Genomic DNA, 24,072 nt, shown 5'->3' on the forward strand with positions numbered 1-24,072 from the left:
GGGTGAAATCCCAGCGGTAAGGTGGAGATGAATTGGCTTTCGGTCAAGTACGTCTTTAGACGTGCTAATTGACCGAACGCATGTTACCATAAGAGCATGAAGTGTTCTTTGAAAACTGGATATATGAGGTTGCATGGAGAAACTAATAATGCGAAAACCAAGCGAATCCTTCCATGCGTAAAATATCCAAGGTACGAAAGAAACTCCGATTCGTCGGACATCTAGGGCAGGAACTTCCCGAAGTAACGCTCATGGAGACGAAAGGTTGCTTTCGTCGTGGAAATGAGAAGCTCCCACTTCAAGCGAAGCTAAGTGGTGAGTAGTTCACACAGAACGCCACACAATGAGTAGCGTCATAGGAAAAAATTTACCTGAAAGTGTCTAAGCTTCGGCTATTACCTTGAAATTATCTGTTACAGTTGCCTTGACCGTGGGGTGTTTCTCAAAATACGCTTGAATCAATTCAACGGTATCTTTTTGAATTTCTTTCACTACAGGTTTATTTTTAAACATGGAGTAATCACCGCCACCACTTGCTCTGTAGTTATTTAATACGACATGATAGTTCTCTTTTTCGGTAATGGGCTTACCGTGATAGCATAATTCCTCCACTCTATTTCCAATAGGTTTGGCTACATTTATTGTGTAAGTAATCCCCTCCCACATATCATAGTTATAATGCTGCGGTTTTGGTTTTTCAAAAGCAGGATTCACCACAATGGCACCATTTTCATTCAGCGTGAAATAAGCAGCACTTTTTTCCAATGCGGCTCGAATATCCGCACCCTGTAATTCCAAAACGACTAACGTATTCGGATACATATAATTGGCGACAATATTACGCATGGTAACGGTTTGATTAAAACCTTTTGAGTTATTATTTAACAAGGCGGTTACAGAAATATCTACACCACTTACTTCCATTTGTACTTTTTGAATAAATTCAATAAACGGATGTTTACGAGTTCGAGCACGTAATGGATCATCAATGGTCATATCCCCTTTAATATAGCCAACAGGCAGATCAAGCCATTGTTGGGTGGAGGCTTCTATTTCTTTCGTTAAATGGACAATCTCTTGATCAGGAGGGGTTTGAGCTAAATTATGCAAGCTTGCTTTCTTATCAATAATTTGCCATCTTGCAGCAGATTTTGTAAATTGAATATCCACTTTACCATAGAGAGAGGCGTTATTTCCAGGCTGAATAACTAATACATCATGAACGGTGTCTGTAAGCTGGCGATGTTGATGGCCTGTTAACAGAACATCAATCCCCTTCAATTGACATATGGCATAGCCCTGATTTTCTCCAGTTAGCGTTTCTGTAGCCTCTCCTGTATGGATATCACGTTCAAATCCGCCATGGTAAGAAACAACGAGTAAATCAGGCTGCTCCTTTTTATGGATAGAAGGGACCCATGTTTTTACTGTCTCATATGCATCTCTAAAGTGAATGCCAGCAATATGTTCTGGAGATTCCCAATTTGGTATGTAATGCGTTGTAACCCCTAAAATGGCAACTTTAATTCCGTCCTTTAGCGTCTTTATTATATATGGAGGCCCGTATTTTGGCTCGTTTGTTTCTTCATCTAACACATTTGCAGCGAGCCAAGGAAAATCGGATTGCTTCATTGCAGCTTGTAAGATAGATTGACCAAAATTAAATTCATGATTACCAATCACAGAAGCGTTAATGTTAATTTTGTTCATGGCCTGAATGATCGGGTTTACTTCATGAGGGTGTTCTTTCACATAATGCGTCATTAAAGGAGTGCCTTGAATAAGGTCTCCATTATCAAGGACGATGACGTTATCATGCGTACTACGAATTTGTTTAACTGCAGTTGCATATCTTGCTAGTCCATTTGCAGATTCTTCATTTGTGCCATAATTAATCGGCATAATGTGGCCGTGAATATCACTTGTATAAATAAGGCTTACGTTGACAGACGTATTGTTCAAAGGGAAGCATCCTTTCCATGTAACTTATAGGGATAAAATTTTTGGGTTTATCGTATAAGAAAAAAGATAGTTTTTCTAACAAGATAAGCAAGTATAAAATCAGGGGCTTATGTATACAAAATAACCGAATAAGCCATGTCTGGCTCCAACGCCCAGCCAACTAGGCGATTTCATGAAATCGCCCTACGATAAGTCACCATCGGTTCGTCCTAAATAGGAAGGCCGACTAAAGACGGGCTTGCCGGAGGGCGCCGGCATACTCCTGTTGCGGGATCATGATTCCTACAACTTTCGTTGATTCGTTCCAGTCGCTACGTTGCTAACCGGGCGCTTGCGCCTTAGTTCATGTACCTATGGAAATAGCCCCACAAGGAATCTGTGGGACTGTATAGAAATAACTATACTATTTTCCGACGAATTCGCGCGGAAAGAAAGTCAATCACCGTAACAACGATAATAATGGCTAGTAAAATTAATCCCATTTCATTCCAATTTCTGTTGCTGGAAGCAAATATAATCATTGTTCCGATACCTCCAGCTCCAACAATACCTAAAATGGATGAAGCTCTAATATCGACTTCGAATCGATAAATGGCATAGGATAAAAATTCCGGAACAATTTGTGGTATAACTCCGTAAAATAAAATTTGAATTTTATTTGCCCCATTTGCCTCCATTGCTTCAATGACTTGCATATCAATGGATTCAATTACTTCAGAGTAAAGCTTACCGAGCATACCTGTTGAACCAATTGCAATAGCTAATACACCAGCAAAAGCGTTAGGGCCGACCGCTACAACGAACAATATTGCCAGAATAATATCAGGAAATGCACGCACGGCTGACAATATCCATTTGCCAATAGCAGTTAAGATTTTACTTCTGGTCATATTTTGAGCTGCTAAAAATCCTAATGGAATAGCTAAAACTGCGGCCATCAAGGAGCCGGCAAAAGCAATCAATATGGTCTCCCATATTTTTGCAGCCACTTCGCTTGTTGCAGACCAATCAGGTTGAAACAGTTTTGGGATAACCCGTGAGAAGTTATTTACCATCCGCTCAAAAGCTCTTCCCCAATCGATATCGATACCAAGAAAAGTCCAGACATATAGCGCTACGATAGCTAAGAAAATAACGATTCGTCTTACTATTTTAAAGGTTGATTTTGGTTGTTTAGGAGGTAAAGAATACGAAGCCATTAGATCAAAGCCTCCCTTAGTTTATTGCTAATAAATTCAATGACAATAACGACAATAAAAATTAAAATAATAATCGCCATGGCATTCGGATAATTATAAAAACCGAGTTGTTGATCCAGTACTAAGCCAATTCCTCCTGCACCTACTAATCCTAAAACGACAGAAGCGCGGATGTTAATTTCGAATACATAGAGTACGAAGGAAGTGAATTGTGGTAAAACTTGTGGAACAAGCCCAAAATAAATAACTTGAAAAACATTCCCGCCTGAAGCACGCATGGCTTCTAGTGGATTCATATCAACAGATTCGATCGTTTCACTAATCAATTTAGCTAGTATGCCTAAAGAAAAGATAAATAATGCTAAAATTCCTGGTAACAGGCCGACACCGAATAAACCAACAAAAATAACGGCTAGCACTAAGTCTGGGATCGTGCGCAGAATATTTAAAAATGTTCTTGTAATGAGATATAATGGTTTAAAAGTCGTTATATTTTGGGCAGACAAAAGTGCTAAAGGTACAGTCAGGATTGCTGCTAATGTGGTAGCTATAATTGCCATTTGGATGGTTTGCGCCATTTCTCCCCAAACCTTTGGAATAACTTCTAGATTAGGTGGAAAAAACTTTTCAATAACGACGTACATATTGCCTAGGGCATTGCCGAAACCACCGACCATTTCCCGTTGCGTCCAAAACATACTAAACAAATAAAAACCAATGACGATAAAAAAGATGATCGTAATTTGTAGTTTTGTTTTCACAGGATAAATGGAAGGTGTTTTCTCTGTCATCTCTTGTCTTGATTGTTTGGTCACGATTTGTTCGCCCCCCCACGTAAGTCATCCTCACGTATCGAACGTCCATAAATCTCTTCAAATGTTTTTTCCGTAACTTCCGATGCAGGTCCGTCAAAAACGATTTCGCCAGCACGCATACCAATAATTCGATCGGCATACTCCATGGCCATATCGATAAAGTGGAGGTTTACAATCGTTGTAATCTTATCTTCTTTATTGATTTTCTTTAAATATGTCATGACTTGATGGGAAGTGGGCGGGTCTAAAGAAGCAACAGGCTCGTCCGCTAAAATATACTTTGGCTGTTGTGTAAGTACACGTGCAATACTTACTCGTTGTTGTTGTCCACCACTTAATTCGTCTGCGCGATTATAAATTTTTTCGCCAATATTAACACGTTGCAAACTTTCATATGCTAAGCTTATATCCTCTTTTTGATATAAGTTTAAAATGGATCTTAACGTTCCAGTATGACCTAAGCGCCCAGCTAGAACATTCTTGAGAACGTTAGTTCGTTTTACGAGGTTATAATTTTGAAAAATCATGCCGATTTTAGTGCGCAGCTTTCTTAGGTCGCTACCTTTATAACCTAATATATTTTCATTGTCTATCGATAAAACGCCACTAGTAGGTGTGACGAGACGATTTATACTGCGAATGAATGTTGACTTTCCAGCACCAGATAGGCCTACGATGACGACAAATTCTCCGTCTTTAATGGTCGCATTAATATTCTTTAAACCCACGGTTCCATTTGGGTACACAAGCCCAACGTCTTTAAATTCTATCATTTATGTATAGCCCCTATCATAGAAAGATTGTTTTAAAACTGGAAAAAAAGGGAGAGTTTCCATCTCCCTTTTTTCCACATAATGTAATTAGCATGATTTTGAGCATACTGCTATATTCTTCAGAGGATCAAATAAACTTATAGCTCGATATCATCTTTGAATTTTTGATATGTTTCTTTAACGATCTCGTATTCTTCGTCGGAAGCTTCGTCAATCGCATCCCAATTGTATACTTCATCCATGATTTTAATCATTTCTTCATCTTCATTGAAAGATAGGAATGCTTCTTTAATTTTTGTCACTAATTCTTCGTCTAATTCTTTCGTTACAGAGATGGTGTCATTTGGGATTTCGTCCGTATATTCGATGACTTTTAATTTATCCATGACATCAGGGTATTCTTCTTCTAATTCCGTGCGAACATCGTCAAATGTAGTAGCTACATCAGCATCTCCTTCGTAAACAGAGATAGCTGCATTATCGTGTGCTCCAGCAGCAATCGTGTTACCGAAGAAATCACTTTCTAATTCTGTTCCAGACGCATAGTCAAATTCTTGCATCATTTGGTATGCTGGGAAAAGGTAACCAGAAGTAGAGCCTTTATCTGCATATGTCCATACTTTACCTTCTAAGTCTGCTAAAGACTCAATGTCAGAATCTGCTCGTACGACGTATTGTGCTTTGTATGTACCAGAACCATGACGAACAGATTTAAGAATAACATTTACATCGTATTGCTCATTAGCAAGTACGTAACCGAAAGCAGGAATAAAGCCAATCTGTACTTGGTTAGACCCCATTGCTTCTACAAGGGCGTTATAGTTGGTCATTACTTTCCCTTCAACATCAATTCCTAATTCTTCCCCTAAACGATCAGCTAGAGGCTTTACTGTATCTGCAATTGTATCAGAATCTTGAGAAGGAACAAATCCCATAACTAGTTTATCTGGTGTTTCTCCTTTTTCTTCTTTCGCATTATCGTTGCTTTCTCCGCTTGCGTTATCTTCTCCATCTGAATCATCTGACCCGCCACAGGCAGCAAGTACGAACGCTAAGGCAAGGACGATAAATAAACTATACCACTTTTTCATTTTGACCCTCCTAAAATTTATCTACTGCATTAAAAATGCTTACACCTTTATTAAATACTATTTATGAAAAAATTTCTAGATGTATTTTATTTTCTTTACAAGAAATTAATATAGATGGCTAAGTTTATTTGCGCATAGGAAATGGGAGTAAATTTCTTCCTTATTGTCAACGGTTTATCCCAGAGATAAGGCGTTGTAAGACTTACAATTCAAAAATGCTAATAATGTGAGATAGGAACTGGATAATTTTAAATGAGAGATAGTAGCATCTAAATTTCCATTTTCGTAGGCAGCTTTAAGGCCATACCCTCGGATGCTCACAATGAGTGGGAATGAAAGACATCCACTTTATGTTTTTTTATGCGAGCTTAGGGGAATAGCTAGTAAAAACAAGTTGGGCGTTGTAGTTTTTAGATCAGTGAATTTACTAAGTAGAACTATCTGCTATCTTGAAAAGTGAGCATAATGAGTCACCTTATAAAACATAGCAAGATGGGTTAATAAAGAATCCGTGGAGGGAAGTTGCTTCATGAGAAAATATGAAACGGCGTTACTTTTATATAATGGAAATGCAGATGAAGAAGACATGAGAAAAAAGTTAACACAAATCGTTGCAAATTTATCTTTAGCAATTAAACAGTTGCATTTGTTACAGACAGATTCTATTGAAGATGTGAGACAGGCGTGCGTACGGTATGCTGACCAAGTAGAGATATTGCTTGTTTTAGGAGGAGATGGCACAGTACATACATGTATTAACGCTATCTCTCCTCTAAAGAAGCGCCCTATTATTGGTATATTGCCTGGGGGGACGTGTAATGATTTTAGTCGTGTACTTCGTATGCCACAACGATTAGGGGAAGCTGCCTCCGCCATTGTGGACGGAGAGGTTGTGGAGATCGATGTAGGAAAGGCTGATGACAGATATTTTCTTAATTTTTGGGGGATTGGCTTAATTGCTGAAACATCGCAAAATATTGATCCTAATCAAAAGAAAAACTTCGGTGTACTTAGTTATTTTATGAGCACATTAAAAAGCCTTTCGCAAGCAGAAAGTTTTTCCTATCAAATAACTACAGATGAGCAGAATTTCGTAGGGGAAGCTGTCATGATTGTTGCTTTAAACGGAAGGTTTTTGGGTACGCAAGAAGTCCCAATTTCAAGTTTACAACCTGACGATGGAAAACTAGATGTACTCATTGTGAAAAATTCCAATCTTGCTTTTTTTCGTGATTTATTGGCTATGAACGATCCGAGCAAAAAATTAAAGGAATTGAATGAAATGATGTATGTGCAAACGACTTATTTGCAAGTAACTACTGAAAACAAGAAAGAAATCGATATGGATGGGGAAATCATAGCTACTACACCGTCAGAAGTGGAAATTATTCCAAAACATTTACAAATGATACGAGCAAAATGACTGCTCGTTATAAGAACAAAAGTATAACGTTTTGAACCCGTTCCCCTAGGAGTTAGAAGTGAATACTAACTTCTAGGGGATGTTGCTTGTAATGAAAAATGAAGCTTTTTGAATCTTTTTTCGCACCAATTTCGTACAATGATGTAAGGCAATGCTGTAAAGGGAGGATTTCCGTTGAAAACGTTAGAGGTTGTTGAACTTTCGGTAGAAATAGATCAGAATTTGCTGATTGATCATGCGTCATTTACATTAGAGGAAGGGACGATCACAGCGCTTGTAGGTCATAATGGGGCAGGTAAATCAACGCTTTTAAAAGCTATTGTCGGGATGCTTTCTAAAAGCCAAGGGAAAATTATATTTAATGAAACGTACCATCAAGATGAAGATTTTTTAACATGTAAGCTATTACTTGCTTATTTGCCGGAGGAACCGATGTTGTTGACGGAATTAACTGTGATGCAACACTTTCAACTTTACGGCATGAGTTATGAACTGGCTAAAAATGAAATGAACCAACGAATAGAAGAAATGGTAAAAGGATTTGAATTATCCGATAAACTAAACGAATATCCTGAGTCATTGTCTAAAGGAATGAGACAGAAGGTGCAAACCATTTGTGCGCTACTTCCTGATACACCGTTGTTACTTATTGATGAACCTTTTATGGGTTTAGATATTTATGCAATTGATTATTTTGAGCAGCTAATGAAAGAGAAGGTGGCAAAAGGAACGACAATTCTTGTTACAACACACCAATTAGACCGCATGAAAGGAATGGCGGATAATTATATTATGTTGCAACAGGGTAAAATACATAGCCAAGGACCAATTGATCAATTTGTTACGATTGATAGGAGAATGGATGAATGATACGTCAACCATCCCTATTAAAAAGCTTCTTTTTCATAAGAGTTCACCGCTTTAAGAAAAAGCGAAAGTTAAACAAGCAAGCGTCCCAATTACTTTTTGATAAGACAACGACGGTATATCTTGTTTTATTACTTGCCTATACGTTTGCAAGTATGTTTATCTTTAGCGATACTACGGCTATGTATAAGGACTATTTTATTTTTTTAGAGCAGCAGGCGGAAGATGTCATATGGGTATTGACTATTGTTTTACCAGTTCGTTCAATGTTTCATGCATTCCGAGAACCAGGAGTTCTATATTCCAGTGCAGAATATCAATTAGCTTTATTACCATATCCAAGAGGGAATATTTGGTTTTTAACGTTGCTAGAAAGATGGCTAAAGAGGCTACTTATATATAGCTTAATAGCGGGTGTTGCTCTACTATTAACGCCACTTAGCCTATCATTCATTCTTACGTTTGTGGCAACTTTCGTCATGTTTGATATTATCATGGCTATTCCACAATGGAAATTATTTCAGCAGCACTTTGCTAAAAAAATGATGCTGTTTTTATTAGCTGTTGTATTGGTAGGTATAGCGAGTCTTTTAAATCCATTGCTAGAGCCAAAATTAATTGCTTCCCTGCTCATTAGTTGCATTGTATTGGTGAATTTATTCTTATTGCCGCATGTATTTTCACATATTAATTGGTCGAAAGTAACGGAAATTAATGATTATACTATTTGGCGTATGCCGTTATTAGCTTTTGCTTCCAAGACGAAATTTAAACGACCGAAACGATATACTTTGTTTCAAAATAGTAGCAAGAACAAGTTGCCATTTACTACGGAGGGGCAGATTTATAATCGGCTATGGAAAATATATTTCATAAAACAACAAGCGATCATTTTTCGTGCCTTAGGAACATTATTTGTACTTATTGCGGTTCTCTTTTTCGTGCCAATATGGTTGTTCTATATTGGTATTGCAGTCATGTTGTATGTTTATATTTCAATTGCAGTTAGTTTTTATGCAGATCGATTTAGCAATGATGTCATTGAAGTATTACCATGGTCCACGAAAAATTATGCAAATTATTTTTCGCAATGGATGCGATTAGGCGCTATGCTCTTATTTATTCCCGTATTATTTTTTTATTTTATGCACCTTAGTTGGTGGACCCCTCTGCATATTTTGCTGTTTTGGACGACGTATCGTTGTGTGAAAGAAGTAAAGCTAATGAAAATGGCACATTCACTGACCAGGAAAAAATCTGTTTTACAAGTAGAAGAAACGATAGGGACAGTCGCTATGGTATGTTTAAGTTTAAGTGGAATTTATTCTTTTCTGACGATAAGTTCACTTGTGCTTTTGTTTCTGCTTTATAAAAGAAGCAGCAAGCCCATCTTTTCATGACAAGGGGAGGATAATTTGACGAACAGTAATGCTTTAAAAGAAAAACAGAACAATAGCTCGCTTAAATTATTGGTTGTATTATCAAAAGCATATCGAAGTTTAATGGAACAAGTAGAGGATGATATTCACCAAAGAGGTTTAAATTTAACCGATTTTGCAGTAATGGAGCTGCTTTATCATAAAGGACCACATACTTTGAAAGCGATAGGGGAAAAAATATTATTAACAAGTGGAAGTATTACGTATGTTGTCAATAAATTAGAAAATAGGCGTTATATCGTACGAATACCAAATGAAAATGACCGACGTGTCACATTTGCTGCCATTACGGAAAAAGGAGAAAGGTTAATGGAGGAAATTTTTCCCGGTCATTGGGCAAGAATTGAAGAAATTACAAGTGGACTAGATGAGACAGAGAAGCAACTGGCTATTGACTTGTTACGTAAGCTCGGTACTGCAAATAAGGTGAAATAAAAGAGATGAAATATGTCAAAAGCATGACGTTCAGTAATATTTATGTCATGCGTTTGGCATATTTTCGTTTGTAATTATTTGTAGTAGGGAATAGATGAGTGTATAAGATAAATGGTTCTAAGAAGGGGTTTTTACAATGAAAAAACCTAATGTAATTGTATATATTAGTACGAACTGTAAAGCATGTGAAGAAGTAATAGAATTCTTACAAGAATGGACGATCATGTATCAAACGAAAAATGTAAATGAAAACCCATCGAATATGAAAGAATTACAGAGTTTTGGAGTATTTGGTACCCCCGCAATATTTATCGACGGTAAAGAAGAACCAATTTTAGGATTTCAAAAAAATAAATTAAAGTATTCTTTAGGTATCATAAATAAAGAAATAACGCATTATAGTTCTTTGTTTGATGGGTATATAGAAGAAAAAAACAACGATCACAGATTTTAGTGAAATAGCATACGCTGTAAAAAAAGGTGTAGAGGGTGTGGATTCTTATGTATTATCGGCCTTATTTTAATTATAGACAAATGTATGATGAACGTCCTGCTCCTTTTGATACAGCGAATATGGGAGCGTCCATCCATTCTCAACCGTATATGTCTTCACCATACCAGTCTCCCTACGAATACTTTGCTAAACCTCAACAGCCAATGAGCTGGCCAGAAAGTAATTTTCAAACTTCCCAACAACATATGTACCAAGGATGGAATGGGCAACCTGCACCACAAGGTATGCACGAAAGTTTAAATGGGCAACCTTCGCCACAAGGTATGCACCAAGGTTTAAACGGGCAACCTTCGCTACAGAGTATGCAACAAATGGATATGCAAAGTTCACAAAATATGGAGCAAGAGGCGAATATGCTACAAACACAACAACCAACTGCTCCTGGGCAATCTTTTGATTTGGATAAAATGTTATCAACAGTAGGTCAGTTGGCTAATACGTATCATCAAGTCTCTCCTATCGTTAAGCAATTTGGATCACTTATCAAAACCTTTAGATGAAAGAGCTGGTGGTCAACCTCATCGGCTTTTTTATTCGTCTAGGAAATTATAAAATTTAGCAGCTGTGGATAAACTTACTAAGTTATTTAACCACGTCCGGCTTAAGCGCCCAGCAACTAGGCGACTTCACGAAATCGCCCTACGATAAGTCATCATCGGTTCGTACCTCACCGTGATTCCTTTATCTCAGTTGATTCGTTCCACTCGCTACGTTGCTAAACGGGTGCTTGCGCCTTTGTTCCTTTAAAAATTTCCAATAATCATCAAGCATGTTTTCGGTAAGAAAAGGGGAAACAAAGAATAGAACAGAAAGGAGAAAACGTAAAGATGGTAGCCTGTTTAATTATTCACGGATACACTGGAGGTCCTTATGAAGTAGAACCACTTGCAGATTATTTAACAAAACAAACCGATTGGCATATTGCTGTCCCTACGTTACCAGGACATGGTCGAAACTTGAACTTACAGCATGTATCTCATGACGAATGGCTTGAAGCTGCAGAACAAGCACTGCTGCAACTACAAAAAAGATATGATACCGTTTATCTCATCGGTTTTTCCATGGGAGGGATGATTGCAGCTTACTTAGCAGCGAAGTATCAAATTGAGAAGCTAGTGCTTCTAGCTACTTCTGGGAAATATTTGTCATTAAAGCAGATTGGAAAAGACATAGGTGGTTTTCTTACAGATGCTGTGACAGGGAAATTAAGAGAAAACAAACTGTTTCTGCACTATAAAAGAAAACTAGGGACAGTACCATTTCGCGCTAATATCGAATTTTTAAGATTAGTTCGGTTTACTAGAAGGTACTTAAATAAAATAAAATCGCCAGTATTAATTGCTCAAGGGCAGCAAGACGGAATGGTACCATATAAAACAGCCTATTACTTAAATAAAGAAATTACATCGGAGCAAAAGGAAGTGGTGTTTTTCGAGCGTTCTAAGCACTTAATCTGTTTAGGAGATGACAAAGATACATTAAACAAAATCGTACATGCCTTTCTGCAGTCATCAAGATCACCTACATTTATTTACTAGATAAAGGCTTTGTAATCAAGTGTGTATCCATTTTCTTATTAATAGGAATTGGGGATTTTTATTCCACGTAAGGGATGACGAAATCCTATAATATAAAAGGGAGTCAGTGTAATGGGACAAACAGATCCTATAGTATAAACAGGGCTATCACCATAAAGATAAGGTGATAGCCGACCAAAGAGTAGTGGGTTCTTATGCTTTGTTCCCTAATGCTTGAAAAAAGAAATAACGAGAGCACCTTCTCCACCATAAGTGGATATTAATGGACCTGTTTCCATAATGAGTGCATCTTTAAATGGATAAGCCTCTCTTATTTCATTTAGCACTTTCTTCGCACGTCCTTCTGCATTACAATGCGATAAGGAAATCACTTTATCCTCCACATTTTTAGTATATTCCCCAATTTGATCGATAAATCGGCGTATGGACTTTTTGTCCCCTCTCACTTTCTCGGTCACTTCAATAGCTCCGTCTTCACTTGCACGCATCAGCAGTTTAATATTTAAGGTTTTTGCAATCTTCCCTTTTACTTTATCAAGACGTCCGCCTTGAATAAGGTTTTCCAACGTTTTTAATACAAATAAAGTAGCAGTTTGTTCTGCTCGTTCTTCCAGATGTTCTACTAACGGTTCAAAGGAATAACCTGCTTCTATTTTGGTGATTGCTTCATGAAGCAACAAAGCGATTCCGCAAGAAGCAGTTTTTGTGTTAATAACGGCAATCTTGCGTTCAGGTTCTTCATCAAGTAATAATTTCATGCCAGCTACTGCGTTCTCATAGGTGCTGCTTAACCCTTTCGTCAAACTAAGCATGAGAATAGGGACATCTTGTGCAATTTGTTTGTATGCTGTGTAAAAATCATGTGGGCTTGGTGCTGAAGATCTAGGTAATTCATTGGTTTCAGCCATTTTTCGATAAAAGGATGGAATGTCTAAATCTACTCCGCTTTTATATTGTCCATCACTAAAATGTAAATAGAGTGGCACTTGAATTATGTTTGTCTTGGTTAATAAACGCTCAGGTATATCCGCTCCACCATCAGTCATTAATTGAATGTTCATAAGGTTTCATCCTTCTCCTTTTCTGTGTTGTTCTTACACTATAAGAAAATATTGCATTCTATATTTACGATTAAATAACAAGAGCATCCGTTTCAAAGACGATAAGTCAAGTTTTTTTAATCATCTTGTTGCTTCTTTTTAGAGATAGTTAAAGTTGTTTTTCTGTTCGTGCTCAATATAAATAAAAATAATCCAAATAGGACAATGGTTCCCCCTAATAGTTGGGAAGCGGTAACTTTTTCGTCTAAAATAATATATGCTAAAATGGAAGCGCCTATTGGCTCAAAGACAATGCCCATCGAGATCGTAGAGGTGCTTAGCCATTTTAATGCCCAATTAAATAACGTATGTCCAAAAAAGGTTGGTATAATCGCTAGAGCGATAAAAATCCACCAATGATCCATTGGGTAACCCGTAAATGCGTTTCCAACTAATAAGTTATAAATAATCAAAGTAATAGAACTTACACCATACACAACAAATGTATAGGTCATTAAAGAAAGATTTCTGCGTACACGCTGTCCAAGTAAAAAATATCCTGTTACAGTGATCGCTCCTAATAATGCCAATATATCACCAAACAGCGCCATTCCACTTATTTGGAAATCACCCCAGCTAATAATAATACTACCAATTAGAGCGATTAGCATACTGATAATTGCTCCGTAAGAAAAACGCTCTTTAAAAAAAATATACGTTCCCAAGAAAGCAAAAATAGGTTGGAGCGTTACTAAAACAACAGAACTAGCTACAGATGTGTAGTTCAAAGATTCGAACCATAATATAAAATGAAAGGCTAAAAACACCCCGGCAAGAGCGGATAAAAGCCAATCTTTACGCCCAATATGCTTTATTTCATGGCGATATTTTGCCAATATGATCGGAGCCATAAGAAGTACTGCAATCAATAGACGATAATTTGCTATCATAGCAGCAGGCGCTTGATCGGCTAATTTAACGAATACTGCTGAAGTAGAAACAGATAATACACCAATTCCTACAGCGATATATGGGTTAAATGGAGGAAGTCGCATTCTAACCCTCCTTGCTTCATTTTGTTTATTTACGTTATACTGTATATCTCATATATTCTATCATGGTATTTACAAAAAATCATTTATCAAATTAGTATCCTTGATAAAAATATGTTATGATATTCTTTGCATGAGTTCACGTGAGGCCTCTTACCAATCTGGTGAAGCCTTTTTGTACTTTAGGTAGTATAAAAACGCATTTTGTATAAAAAGAATGGCGTTTCATAACCAGAGGAACAATTTATGTTTTTCGTTGCTTTTAAGCAATCTATAAAAAATGTGAATGGAACAGTGAAGTATAATTGTAGGCAAAATGTTACCTTGCGTTCAGGCGTTTGAAACGGAAGAACAATGTTTTACGTATACGCAACTCTTTGTGCATTCTACATTATATGAACATTGTTTAATCTGTGATTAAGATCTGAACAGGACTAAAGTATATAGAAGCGACCAAGGCCTCTTACAATAAAATCTTAACATTAAAGGAGTAGAGGAATAGGTGACAACATTTAAAGAGCTGGGTGTGTCTAGCCCGATTATGAAAGCATTAGAAAGAATGGGATTTGAAGAAGCAACGCCGATTCAAGCAGAGACTATCCCATTAGCTTTAGAAGGCAATGATGTAATTGGACAAGCGCAAACAGGTACAGGAAAAACAGCTGCTTTTGGTATTCCTATGATTGAAAAATTAGATGCAAGAGCACGTAAAATACAAGGTCTCGTTGTTGCTCCAACGAGAGAATTAGCGATTCAGGTAGCCGAAGAATTAAATCGTCTTGGCAAGGTTAAAAAAGTTCGTGCTTTCGCCGTTTATGGTGGGCAACAAATGGAGAGACAAATTCGTTCTCTTAAAGATGGCCCACAAATTGTAGTTGCAACCCCTGGTAGACTATTGGATCATATGCGTCGCAAAACAATTCGGACGGAACATATTCACACAACGGTTTTAGATGAAGCCGATGAAATGTTAAATATGGGCTTTATCGACGATATTCGTGAGATTCTTAAAGCAATTCCAGAGGAAAGACAGACATTGTTATTTTCCGCAACAATGCCTAAGGAAATTCGCGATATTGCGACGAATTTGATGAAAAGTCCAAAAGAAATTAAAGTAAAATCAAAAGAAATGACAGTCGAAAATATTGATCAGTATTTCATTGAAGTACCTGAAAGATATAAATTCGATACGTTAAATAACCATTTGGACATTCATTCTCCCGATTTAGCCATTGTCTTTAGCCGCACGAAAAAGCGTGTAGATGAAATAACGGAAGGCTTGCAAGCTAGAGGTTACCGTGCTGAAGGTATCCATGGTGATTTAACACAAGGAAAAAGGATGTCCGTATTAAATAAATTTAAAAATGGTCGCGTAGATGTGCTTGTTGCAACCGATGTAGCCGCAAGAGGACTTGATATTTCAGGTGTTACGCATGTTTATAATTTTGACATCCCTCAGGATCCAGAAAGCTATGTGCATCGTATTGGTCGAACAGGGCGTGCTGGTCGAACAGGCGAAGCTATCTCTTTCATTACGCCAAGGGAAATGGCACATTTGAAATTAATTGAAAAAGTAACAAAGAGTAAAATGAAGCGTCTTACACCGCCAACGAATCATGATGCACGAAAAGGACAACAGCAAGTTACGATAAGCAAAATTGTTGAAACGATTGAAACAAAAGATCTAAACGATTATCATCAAGCAGCCAATCAATTATTGGAAGATCAGGACGCTGTCTCTGTCATTGCTGCAGCGCTTAAGTTAATGACAAAAGAGCGAAAGGATACGCCGGTGAAGATTTCTTCTGTTGCGCCAATAAGTGTGAAGAAAGCAAATCACCAGAATGACAATCGCCGTTCCAATAATAAACGATTCCAGGGTAAACGTGGACAAAATAATCGTGGTGGACAAGGTAGTCGTAATCGAAAAGGTAATTTTCAAAAACGTAGAAACCGTGATAAGTAAGGATAAAAGAAGCTTGAACATAAACAAAGCGAATACGATCTAGCAAAAGCAGCCGAACAATTGTCATTTAATTGTTCGGCTTTTGCGCTATAGTGGTATAAATTTTAAGGTTATCGTATAAGAAAACACCAATTTATTATAAAAATAAAATGCCTAATGTAAGAAAAAGTGGTATCTTAAGAAACTATTTCCTCCTAACAAACGTATGAATGGATGAAAGTTTCTACTAAGTAGAGTAGTTCTTTAAAATAAATGTAAAGAAAGGAAAGGAGAAATGAAATGCGACAACCCCCAAAACAACAAATAGAGAAAGACGCAATAAAAGTATGGCGGATAACAGCAGCTATTTATAATGGTATACTTTGTTTATTGGCGATGGCAGCTTTGGTTGTTAGTATTATTTTTGAATGGCCAGTTTGGTATAGCTTGGTAGCTATAGTTGTGACAATCATTTTAGCGTATGTGTTTATTTTTATATTACCAAAGCTTCGTTGGAGACGATGGCGCTATGAATTATTTGAACAGGAAATCTATATTCAATACGGTATTTTAATTATGTCAAGGACGCTTGTACCAATGGTGCGTGTACAGCATGTAGATACACAGCAGGGTCCAATTCTAAAGCGATATGATCTGGCAACTGTAACGATCTCTACGGCAGCAACGACACATGAAATCCCTGCATTGAATGAAGAGGATGCTTCTTTGTTGCGTGATCGTATTTCTGAGCTTGCAAGGGTGGATGAAGAAGATGTCTAAGCCAAAACGAATGCATCCAGCATTTATCTTATTTCATGTTATTCGATCACTAAGAGATACGATTTTACCATTTATTGCAGCTATCATTGCTATTCCTAAAGAGCATTTCTTTTTTGTTATTATAGGTCTTATAGCGCTTGCGTTAGTGTTTACCATTTTTAGTACGCTCTCATGGTGGCGTTTTACTTATGAAGTTACGAATGACGAACTACGGATTGAATCAGGAATATTCATTCGTAAAAAAAGGTACATTTCCAAAGGACGTATTCAGTCAATTGATATATCCGCAAATGTTTTGCATCGGGTTTTTAAATTAGCAAAGGTGCAAATTGAAACAGCTGGTTCTGGTGCTGAAGGTACATTGACAGCTATCAAGTTATCGGAAGCAGAAGATCTACGAACAGAATTGAAAGGTTACCAAACAAACGATGTCGACTTAGAAAAGACAGAAGAAACAATGAAAACACCGACTGTACCTTTTTTTCAAATATCTAATAAACGATTGTTCTTGGCAGGTAGTACATCTGGAAGTATCGGAGTATTAGCAGGTTTGTTTGCTTTTGCCGCTTCAGAAATGGAACAATTTATTCCGGATGATTTTTATGATAATACGGTAGAGTGGGTAGTAGGATTGAGTTTTGCATTGTTAATCATTGTTATTATTGTTATTTTACTATTTTTATGGTTAGTAGGTATTGCAGGTACAATGATTAAGTTCTGGAATTTTCGAATCGAAAGACATGAAAAAGAGTTATTTATAACGAGGGGGCTACTTGAAAAAAAGCAAACAACTATTCCGTTAAATCGTATACAAGCTATCGGTATAGAGGAAAGTATTATTCGGCAACCACTTGGCTATGCAAAAGTTTTTGCAGAAGTAGCTGCTGGTAGTGTAGAGGAAGGTGATGAGTTTTCTTCCGTTTTATTCCCAATGTTAAAAGAATCCGAAGTAGAAGAATTTCTAAAAACAATCTTGCCAACGCATGCTCACGTAGATGGAGCTTGGCATGCGATTCCAAAAAGAGGCTTATCTTACTATCTACTCCGAACCCTTCTTCCGGTTTGTTTAATTAGTGTTCCAGTGTATATATTCTTTCCTGGATTTATGTGGGCTGTAGCAATTGTATTACTTTTAGCCTTTATGTTAGGTTATCTTAGTTTTCGAGATACTGGATTCCAACTAGAAAAAAAGAGGATGTTACTTCAATATCGGCGAATAAGCAAAACAACGATGATTATTTTTCATCGACGCATTCAATCTATAGAAAAAAAACAACACGCCCTTCATCGAAAACAGGGTTTAGCTACACTATGTGTTTCAATACTTGGTACGAATAGTGTCGGGGCGCATTATTTTTTAAAAGAATTGGCAGAAGCTGATGCGGATAAACTAGCAAATTGGTATTCGCACAGAAAGCGTGTAGAAGACATGGATTATAGCAAGAATGAAAAGGAAAAGTGAATGTTTTAGGAAAAAATACTGGCGCGTAATTGTATGACGTGTAGAAAATGAAATGCATGTCAAGACAATACTAAATTCATAACCAAATAAGCGCCATTTTGTTTAGCTAACTTCACGTTTATAAAATTATTTCATCATGCTGATTACTTTTTTAGTTGCTTCGGCAATAAGCTTATCATCTGCTTCAGCATTTTTCCCCTCTTTGCTAGACAGGATAGCTAGTATGATAGGTGCTTTATTTGGGGGCCAAATAATAGCTATGTCATTACGAACCCCATAGGGTGCGGCCCCTGATTTATCGCCAACTTCCCACCCTCTAGGGGTTCCTGCTCGGATTAAATGATCCCCAGTTGTATTGCGTTTCAGCCAATCCACTAATAAATCTTGTTTTTCTTTCGGTAGTACATTTCCCATTGTGAAAGCTTTCAGGCTTGTGGCGAGCGCCTTTGGTGTACTCGTGTCCTTTATTTCTCCTGGATTTACCAGATTTAATTCTGGTTCCCTTCTTTCCGGGTTTGTCACATCATCTCCAATGTCTCGAAGTGCTTTTTTAAACCCATTTGGACCACCTATTCGATTTAAGATGTGATTAGCAGCAGTATTATCACTATATCTTATAGAAGCATCACCAAGTTCTTTCCATGACATATGTTTATTTACATGGTTTTCAGTAATGGGATTATAATTCACCAAATCTCCTTCTTTAATTAATACCGTTTCTTTTAATTGTTTTAAAGTTAATTTTTGCAATAGCACGCCTACAGCTAGTGCTTTATGAGTAGAAGCATAAGCGAATCGATCTTCAGCTTGATACGACACAGTTTTACCATTACTAGTATCTACCGCATATATCCCTAGTTTTGCATTATATGCTTTTTCTAATAGGCGAAATTCACTCTCGTCATTCATTGTTTCCGTTTCTCCAGTCGACTTATTACTAGAGGATTGCTCTTCTTTTTCTTCACAGCCAACAAGTGCCAAAAAAGTAATCAGTACAACGCTGAATATTTTCATGTACTTTAGCATTTCTCAAAACCTTTCCATTTTTTATGTTTCCATGCCTAATTTTAGTGCAAGGAAGGTGTATCAATGAATTGGATTACCAATAATAAACTAAAACCACATTATATAAAAATTTATTTTCTTATGTTTGAAGGGGGACCATGCAATTAGAATAAACGACTTAATAAGCCAAGTAACACGAGAACGCCGAAAATAATCCAACCAATATTTTTCGTGAAAGACCGCGGAAGGCGCTTTTTATTCCAACGATTAGGGTCAAACTGAATATCATCAACATTTCTGTAACGGTTACGTCTTGCCACGGCTGCCCATGGATTATAACTATTTGCCCCCGCTAAAACAATCGGTGCAATAATAACCCCACCAAGGAATCCGAAAATATGCCCTGAAACATTGATGCCTGGATTGAAGAAGGTCATAATCAAACCAATAACGAAAATCGTTGTTACGATTTGAGAGCTTATCTGATCGATGAGATGTTTGCGAAACAGAACCATAAATATATATATCCCAAACAAGCCAAAAATTGCCCCTGAAGCTCCTATATGGAAGTAAAATAAATCTTCGACTAAATACGTTCCAAGGTTCCCAAAGATACCTGCAAAAAGGTAGCCAATAATAAATTTTGTCCTCCCAAGCATTTGCTCTAAAGCAGGTCCAAATAGCACAAGGGAGAAGGAATTAAACAAGGCATGCATTAAATCGGCATGAAGAAATATTGGCGTGATAAGCCTCCAATATTCCCCTTGCTCAATACCATAATTACTCCCTTCACCTAATTGATACAGCCAAATGCCAAATGGTAATTGTAAGAAATTAATTACGAGCCATAAAGCTAAGTGAATGATTACAAGGGTGGAAACGATGGGGTACGATTGTATAAATTCTTTTATGCTTCTTTCATGTCTTATAAACATTAGATTCCTCCGTGGAATAGTTTTTGAAAATGTGTGATAGGGTGTATGATACAAGTAGTGCTTCCTTTTAAATTGTACCATACGTCCTTATAATTAATTTTATCCTACTAAATGCTATTTAAAAAGTCGAATAAAAATGACAAATGAATAGTTATTGTACGATGGTACGCCGCTATAATCATATTAAGCATATGTTAAAGCAGGAAAACAAATCAACGATCATGGACGAAAAATATACGATACGAGGAGAAGGCGATGATTAAAGGAATTGGAATAGATATTATTGAATTGGAGCGCATTCGACAGAGCTTAGAGAACAACGTTCGCTTTGTGGAGCGGATTTTAACGTCTCAAGAAAGAGAAAGTTACAGACAATTAACGAATGAAAAACGGAAGGTAGAATACGTTGCTGGAAGATTTGCAGCAAAGGAGGCATTTGCTAAAGCGGCAGGTACTGGTATTGGTAAACTCGCTTTTCAAGATATGGAAGTAAGCCAAACGGAAGCTGGAGCTCCTGTATTACATGTAGCAGGATATGAAGAAGAAAACATATTTCTATCGATCTCTCATGCAGAGCGTTATGCCGTAGCACAAGTTATTTTGGAAGCACGATTTTAATAGTCCTAAGCATCACGTAAAAGTTGAAACGTTGTTGTTTATCTTAAAAATTTATCGCACGTCACATGTAACACATGCATAATCACAAGGTTTGTCTCATATATTTTAGTGCGGGTAGGAGGGAACAAAATTGTTTATTGTCACCGCGAAAGAAATGTACGATATGGATCGCTTAGCTATGCAGGAATTTGGTTTAGAAGGAAAATTGCTGATGGAAAATGCCGGACGAGCTGTTGCTTTTAAAGTAATGGAGCAAACTTCACGAAATGAACAAATTGGTATCTTGGCGGGTGCAGGTAATAATGGTGGGGACGGTTTTGTCATTGCACGTACGTTACTTGATCATGGATATCAAGTAGAAGTATTACAAGTAGTTGCAAATGAAAAAATAACTGGTGATGCGTATGATCATAAGGTGATTTATGAAAAGTGTGGAGGAAAAGTTACTCTCTACAGTGGGAAATCTATCCAAATGTTGAAAGAGGCAGATGTTCTTATTGATGCCATGATTGGTATTGGGATGAATGGGGAGGTGCGTGAACCGTTTGCTACCCTTATATCTCTTATTAATGAACAGGAAGCCTATGTCATTTCTGTAGATATTCCTTCTGGCGTCCCTGCGGATGAAGGCGAGGATTCTATTAACGCTGTACAAGCTGATTACACGGTTATCATTGGCGCTCCGAAGCAAAGCGCCTTTCTCCCAAATACTGCTTCGTTCTACGGAGAATGGGACGTTGTCTCTATCGGCCTGCCGACGTTTATGTTCCATAGACTTACAAACAAAACAGTGTGGCAGCTAGACAATGTGGAAAAGACGTTACCAAAGCGCGAATTATTTGACCACAAAGGCAATCATGGAAAAGGTCTGATTATTGGTGGGTGTAAGGAAATGCCAGGTGCCTTATCGATGTCAGTACAAGCCGCATTAAAATCAGGAGCAGGTTTAATAACGGGTGCTAGTTCTTCACCTGTGATTCAAATGATTGCTGGAAACAGTGTGGAAGCTATGTATATACCTTTAATGGATACAGATGGCTATCTTAATAATCATTCAAAAGTCTCATTTGCCATATATGATGCCGCAGCAATCGGTATGGGATTAGGGAGGAAAAAAATAACACAGGATTTTGTCGCCCATGTTATGAATACAGCTACTTGCCCTATTATTATTGATGGGGACGGACTTTACCATTTGTCACATTTATTGCCTGATCTAAATGCCAGAGCTTATTCAACCGTTATTACCCCACACCCTGGAGAAATGGCTATGCTATTGGGGGTCACAATTCGTGAAGTATTACAAAAGCCATTTCAATATGCCAAAGATTTTGCGCAAACATATAGTGTGTATGTTGTTTTAAAAGGAAGATATACCATTATTACCGCTCCAGATGGTGTGCAAAGGCTAAACCCAACAGGTAATGCAGGCCTTAGCAAAGGCGGTAGTGGCGATGTGTTAACAGGGATCATGTTAGCAATGGTGATGCAAAAGCAAAGTTTGTTAGATGCTTTATGCAATGCTTGTTTCATTCATGGTATGTCAGCCGATTTACTTGTCCAAGATCAGCATTCTGAACATGATTTGCTTGCTAGTGATGTAATCAATGGAATAACACGTGTATATCGTGCGATTTTAAGTAGTGGTTGATAAGGGTTCCCTTTGTTTTACGTTAGAAAAGGACAAAAGAGATGGTCGGAAGGTAGAAAACGGAACTCTTTTCCTGTCCTACGTATAAGTACAACGAGGCAGTCGTCTACGTCTAAAGGCTTGTCACTAGCTAAGTTTGCTTGAATTAACTGAGACAAGGGAGATATGTACATGAAGATGAAAATTATTGGGGTGCTCTTGTTTGCCGGCCTCATAATCGTATTAGCTGCTTGTGGTGAAAAATCCCAAGAAGATGTTGTAGCCGATTTGCAAGAAAAGGCTGAGAAGATGGACGGGTATAAAGCAAAAGCGGAAATGAATATGAATACAGGTAAGGAACAGCAAACGTTTCAAATTGATATTTGGCACAAAAAAGAAGATATGTATCGTGTCGGATTATCCAACAAGTCTGATGAAAAGGGCAATCAAATCATTTTAAAAAATGAAGATGGGGTTTTTGTACTCACCCCAGCTTTAAATAAGAGTTTTAAATTTCAGTCCGAATGGCCACAAAATAGCAGCCAGCCTTATTTATATCAATCTTTGGTTCAGGATATTGAAAAAGATAAGGAAGCGGAATTTGAAATCACTGATGCCCATTACGTGTTTAAGACAAAAACAAATTATCAGAGCAATAACAATTTACCGTATCAAGAAATTTATTTAGATAAAAAATCGTTGCAACCTGTACAAGTAAAGGTGTTGGATAAAGACAAAAATGCATTAGTTGAAGTGAGCTTTTCCAACTTTGATAGTAAGGCAAGCTTCCAAGAAGATGATTTTTCTATGAAGAAGAATATGGGTGGAGAAGAAGCAAAAGAAACAACCGCTGTAAATGAAGAAGAAGCATTAACGGTGTTTTATCCATCTTACATGGCAGGAGCGGAACTAACGGAAAAGAAAGAAGTATCTACTAAAACAGGAGAACGGGTCATCTTAACCTTTGAAGGGGAAAAGAATTTTACCTTGGTACAAGAAAAAGCAAATGCGCAAACAACCATGGCTAACCCGAAGGAAGCAGACGGAGAGATTGTAAATTTAGGTTTTACGGTTGGAGCTATGTCGGATAATACGATGGAGTGGACGCATAATGGCGTTGATTTTATGTTGGCTAGTGAAGAGTTAACAAAGGAGGAACTCATTGAAGTTGCGAAATCTGTCCAAAGCAAAGAAGTGAAGTGACCCAGAGGTTACAAGCAGACTCTATCATTGGGGGTCTGCTTTTTTCTGTTAGGTTTTTTGTTTGAAAAACGTGTTAGAATAAAGCAGATTAGCAAGCGGTAGCGTAGTAGCCGTTCTATTTTCAAGTGCAAATATAGCGCACTGTGAAGCTAGCGTAGTGTTTTTCCACAGCGTCACTATCTACATTTCACTTGTACGTTTTTGATACTATAAACCAATAAAAATCTTATCTGTTCCTAATAGTGCAAAACAATTGCTACATAAAATGATAAATAGTGTGCTGGAAATATAGAGGTTATAACTATGCATGGAATAACTTAATGCATACAACAGAGTGACTAGCATT

The 24,072-nt window shown here is 37.4% G+C and carries 23 protein-coding genes; 14 read left to right on the forward strand and 9 right to left on the reverse strand.

What is annotated here, in order from left to right; translation table 11 throughout:
• Positions 1 to 173: 173 nt before the first annotated feature.
• The gene (locus BUB45_RS20280; RefSeq protein ID WP_176087306.1) at positions 174 to 323 is read left to right on the forward strand and encodes a hypothetical protein; all 150 of its coding nucleotides are present in this window, start codon (positions 174 to 176) and stop codon (positions 321 to 323) included.
• 58 nt (positions 324 to 381) lie between these two features.
• On the opposite strand, the gene BUB45_RS17885 is transcribed toward BUB45_RS20280, so the two are convergent.
• From BUB45_RS17885 to BUB45_RS17905, 5 genes are all read right to left on the reverse strand, one after another.
• Positions 382 to 1,962 (reverse strand): bifunctional metallophosphatase/5'-nucleotidase, encoded by a 1,581-nt coding sequence (locus tag BUB45_RS17885; protein WP_073013028.1) that lies wholly within the window; start codon positions 1,960 to 1,962, stop codon positions 382 to 384.
• Positions 1,963 to 2,360: 398 nt separating this feature from the next.
• On the reverse strand, positions 2,361 to 3,161 hold the full coding sequence (gene phnE, locus BUB45_RS17890) for a phosphonate ABC transporter, permease protein PhnE (RefSeq protein WP_073013029.1): 801 nt from the start codon (positions 3,159 to 3,161) through the stop codon (positions 2,361 to 2,363).
• Positions 3,161 to 3,952, reverse strand: coding sequence for a phosphonate ABC transporter, permease protein PhnE (gene phnE / locus BUB45_RS17895; RefSeq protein ID WP_073013095.1), 792 nt, complete (start codon positions 3,950 to 3,952; stop codon positions 3,161 to 3,163). The genes phnE (BUB45_RS17890) and phnE (BUB45_RS17895) overlap by 1 nt, the downstream gene beginning before the upstream one ends.
• A gap of 20 nt (positions 3,953 to 3,972) precedes the next feature.
• On the reverse strand, positions 3,973 to 4,749 hold the full coding sequence (gene phnC / locus BUB45_RS17900; protein ID WP_073013031.1) for a phosphonate ABC transporter ATP-binding protein: 777 nt from the start codon (positions 4,747 to 4,749) through the stop codon (positions 3,973 to 3,975).
• A gap of 137 nt (positions 4,750 to 4,886) precedes the next feature.
• Positions 4,887 to 5,840, reverse strand: a complete 954-nt coding sequence (locus tag BUB45_RS17905) for a phosphate/phosphite/phosphonate ABC transporter substrate-binding protein (RefSeq protein WP_073013032.1) — start codon at positions 5,838 to 5,840, stop codon at positions 4,887 to 4,889.
• A gap of 529 nt (positions 5,841 to 6,369) precedes the next feature.
• Here BUB45_RS17905 and BUB45_RS17910 point away from each other — a divergent pair.
• From BUB45_RS17910 to BUB45_RS17940, 7 genes are all read left to right on the forward strand, one after another.
• Positions 6,370 to 7,263, forward strand: a complete 894-nt coding sequence (locus tag BUB45_RS17910) for a diacylglycerol/lipid kinase family protein (RefSeq protein ID WP_073013033.1) — start codon at positions 6,370 to 6,372, stop codon at positions 7,261 to 7,263.
• A 174-nt stretch (positions 7,264 to 7,437) separates the two neighbouring features.
• Positions 7,438 to 8,133, forward strand: coding sequence for an ABC transporter ATP-binding protein (locus tag BUB45_RS17915; RefSeq protein WP_073013035.1), 696 nt, complete (start codon positions 7,438 to 7,440; stop codon positions 8,131 to 8,133).
• Positions 8,130 to 9,530 (forward strand): hypothetical protein, encoded by a 1,401-nt coding sequence (locus BUB45_RS17920; protein WP_073013036.1) that lies wholly within the window; start codon positions 8,130 to 8,132, stop codon positions 9,528 to 9,530. Before BUB45_RS17915 ends, BUB45_RS17920 begins: the two co-directional genes overlap by 4 nt.
• Before the next feature lie 15 nt (positions 9,531 to 9,545).
• Entirely contained in the window at positions 9,546 to 10,004 is a 459-nt protein-coding gene (locus BUB45_RS17925) for a MarR family winged helix-turn-helix transcriptional regulator (RefSeq protein WP_073013038.1), read from the forward strand.
• 136 nt (positions 10,005 to 10,140) lie between these two features.
• Positions 10,141 to 10,458 (forward strand): glutaredoxin family protein, encoded by a 318-nt coding sequence (locus BUB45_RS17930; RefSeq protein ID WP_073013040.1) that lies wholly within the window; start codon positions 10,141 to 10,143, stop codon positions 10,456 to 10,458.
• A gap of 47 nt (positions 10,459 to 10,505) precedes the next feature.
• Positions 10,506 to 11,018: a hypothetical protein gene (locus BUB45_RS17935; RefSeq protein ID WP_073013042.1), complete on the forward strand. Its 513-nt coding sequence runs from the start codon at positions 10,506 to 10,508 to the stop codon at positions 11,016 to 11,018.
• A gap of 327 nt (positions 11,019 to 11,345) precedes the next feature.
• Positions 11,346 to 12,056: an alpha/beta hydrolase gene (locus BUB45_RS17940; RefSeq protein ID WP_073013044.1), complete on the forward strand. Its 711-nt coding sequence runs from the start codon at positions 11,346 to 11,348 to the stop codon at positions 12,054 to 12,056.
• A gap of 206 nt (positions 12,057 to 12,262) precedes the next feature.
• Here the strand turns inward: BUB45_RS17940 and BUB45_RS17945 are convergent, their stop codons facing one another.
• Entirely contained in the window at positions 12,263 to 13,117 is an 855-nt protein-coding gene (locus BUB45_RS17945) for a DegV family protein (RefSeq protein WP_073013046.1), read from the reverse strand.
• Between the two features lie 116 nt (positions 13,118 to 13,233).
• Positions 13,234 to 14,151 carry a DMT family transporter gene (locus BUB45_RS17950; RefSeq protein WP_073013048.1) on the reverse strand — a complete coding sequence of 306 codons (918 nt, stop codon included), beginning with the start codon at positions 14,149 to 14,151 and terminating at the stop codon, positions 13,234 to 13,236.
• Between the two features lie 499 nt (positions 14,152 to 14,650).
• On the opposite strand from BUB45_RS17950, the gene cshA reads away from it, so the two are divergent.
• The 3 genes from cshA to BUB45_RS17965 all read left to right on the forward strand — a co-directional run bounded on the left by cshA (position 14,651) and on the right by BUB45_RS17965 (position 18,335).
• The gene (cshA, locus tag BUB45_RS17955) at positions 14,651 to 16,114 is read left to right on the forward strand and encodes a degradosome RNA helicase CshA (protein WP_073013050.1); all 1,464 of its coding nucleotides are present in this window, start codon (positions 14,651 to 14,653) and stop codon (positions 16,112 to 16,114) included.
• Positions 16,115 to 16,393: 279 nt separating this feature from the next.
• On the forward strand, positions 16,394 to 16,873 hold the full coding sequence (locus BUB45_RS17960; protein ID WP_073013052.1) for a PH domain-containing protein: 480 nt from the start codon (positions 16,394 to 16,396) through the stop codon (positions 16,871 to 16,873).
• Entirely contained in the window at positions 16,866 to 18,335 is a 1,470-nt protein-coding gene (locus BUB45_RS17965) for a PH domain-containing protein (RefSeq protein WP_073013053.1), read from the forward strand. The genes BUB45_RS17960 and BUB45_RS17965 overlap by 8 nt, the downstream gene beginning before the upstream one ends.
• A 126-nt stretch (positions 18,336 to 18,461) precedes the next feature.
• Here BUB45_RS17965 and bla read toward each other — a convergent pair whose 3' ends face one another.
• Both bla and BUB45_RS17975 read right to left on the reverse strand, forming a co-directional pair.
• Entirely contained in the window at positions 18,462 to 19,361 is a 900-nt protein-coding gene (gene bla, locus BUB45_RS17970) for a class A beta-lactamase (RefSeq protein WP_073013055.1), read from the reverse strand.
• A 143-nt stretch (positions 19,362 to 19,504) separates the two neighbouring features.
• Positions 19,505 to 20,275 carry a rhomboid family intramembrane serine protease gene (locus tag BUB45_RS17975; RefSeq protein WP_073013057.1) on the reverse strand — a complete coding sequence of 257 codons (771 nt, stop codon included), beginning with the start codon at positions 20,273 to 20,275 and terminating at the stop codon, positions 19,505 to 19,507.
• A gap of 255 nt (positions 20,276 to 20,530) precedes the next feature.
• On the opposite strand from BUB45_RS17975, the gene acpS reads away from it, so the two are divergent.
• The 3 genes from acpS (at position 20,531) to BUB45_RS17990 (ending at position 23,726) form a co-directional block, all read left to right on the forward strand.
• Complete coding sequence (gene acpS / locus BUB45_RS17980; RefSeq protein ID WP_073013058.1) at positions 20,531 to 20,893, forward strand: holo-ACP synthase; 363 nt, start codon at positions 20,531 to 20,533, stop codon at positions 20,891 to 20,893.
• Between the two features lie 130 nt (positions 20,894 to 21,023).
• Positions 21,024 to 22,544, forward strand: a complete 1,521-nt coding sequence (locus BUB45_RS17985) for a bifunctional ADP-dependent NAD(P)H-hydrate dehydratase/NAD(P)H-hydrate epimerase (RefSeq protein WP_073013060.1) — start codon at positions 21,024 to 21,026, stop codon at positions 22,542 to 22,544.
• Between the two features lie 171 nt (positions 22,545 to 22,715).
• Positions 22,716 to 23,726, forward strand: a complete 1,011-nt coding sequence (locus BUB45_RS17990) for a LolA family protein (protein WP_073013069.1) — start codon at positions 22,716 to 22,718, stop codon at positions 23,724 to 23,726.
• The last annotated feature ends 346 nt before the right edge of the window (positions 23,727 to 24,072 follow it).

The organism is Virgibacillus chiguensis (assembly GCF_900129865.1).
GTDB lineage: Bacteria > Bacillota > Bacilli > Bacillales > Amphibacillaceae > Virgibacillus > Virgibacillus chiguensis.

Coding starts and splice junctions, on each gene's coding strand:
- BUB45_RS20280 (WP_176087306.1), top strand. CDS start 174: ATGCGTAAAATATCCAAGGTACGAAAGAAACTCCGATTCGTCGGACAT.
- phnE (WP_073013029.1), bottom strand. CDS start 3,161: ATGGCTTCGTATTCTTTACCTCCTAAACAACCAAAATCAACCTTTAAA.
- phnE (WP_073013095.1), bottom strand. CDS start 3,952: ATGACAGAGAAAACACCTTCCATTTATCCTGTGAAAACAAAACTACAA.
- phnC (WP_073013031.1), bottom strand. CDS start 4,749: ATGATAGAATTTAAAGACGTTGGGCTTGTGTACCCAAATGGAACCGTG.
- BUB45_RS17905 (WP_073013032.1), bottom strand. CDS start 5,840: ATGAAAAAGTGGTATAGTTTATTTATCGTCCTTGCCTTAGCGTTCGTA.
- BUB45_RS17910 (WP_073013033.1), top strand. CDS start 6,370: ATGAGAAAATATGAAACGGCGTTACTTTTATATAATGGAAATGCAGAT.
- BUB45_RS17920 (WP_073013036.1), top strand. CDS start 8,130: ATGATACGTCAACCATCCCTATTAAAAAGCTTCTTTTTCATAAGAGTT.
- BUB45_RS17930 (WP_073013040.1), top strand. CDS start 10,141: ATGAAAAAACCTAATGTAATTGTATATATTAGTACGAACTGTAAAGCA.
- BUB45_RS17935 (WP_073013042.1), top strand. CDS start 10,506: ATGTATTATCGGCCTTATTTTAATTATAGACAAATGTATGATGAACGT.
- BUB45_RS17940 (WP_073013044.1), top strand. CDS start 11,346: ATGGTAGCCTGTTTAATTATTCACGGATACACTGGAGGTCCTTATGAA.
- BUB45_RS17945 (WP_073013046.1), bottom strand. CDS start 13,117: ATGAACATTCAATTAATGACTGATGGTGGAGCGGATATACCTGAGCGT.
- BUB45_RS17950 (WP_073013048.1), bottom strand. CDS start 14,151: ATGCGACTTCCTCCATTTAACCCATATATCGCTGTAGGAATTGGTGTA.
- BUB45_RS17960 (WP_073013052.1), top strand. CDS start 16,394: ATGCGACAACCCCCAAAACAACAAATAGAGAAAGACGCAATAAAAGTA.
- BUB45_RS17965 (WP_073013053.1), top strand. CDS start 16,866: ATGTCTAAGCCAAAACGAATGCATCCAGCATTTATCTTATTTCATGTT.
- bla (WP_073013055.1), bottom strand. CDS start 19,361: ATGCTAAAGTACATGAAAATATTCAGCGTTGTACTGATTACTTTTTTG.
- BUB45_RS17975 (WP_073013057.1), bottom strand. CDS start 20,275: ATGTTTATAAGACATGAAAGAAGCATAAAAGAATTTATACAATCGTAC.
- acpS (WP_073013058.1), top strand. CDS start 20,531: ATGATTAAAGGAATTGGAATAGATATTATTGAATTGGAGCGCATTCGA.
- BUB45_RS17990 (WP_073013069.1), top strand. CDS start 22,716: ATGAAGATGAAAATTATTGGGGTGCTCTTGTTTGCCGGCCTCATAATC.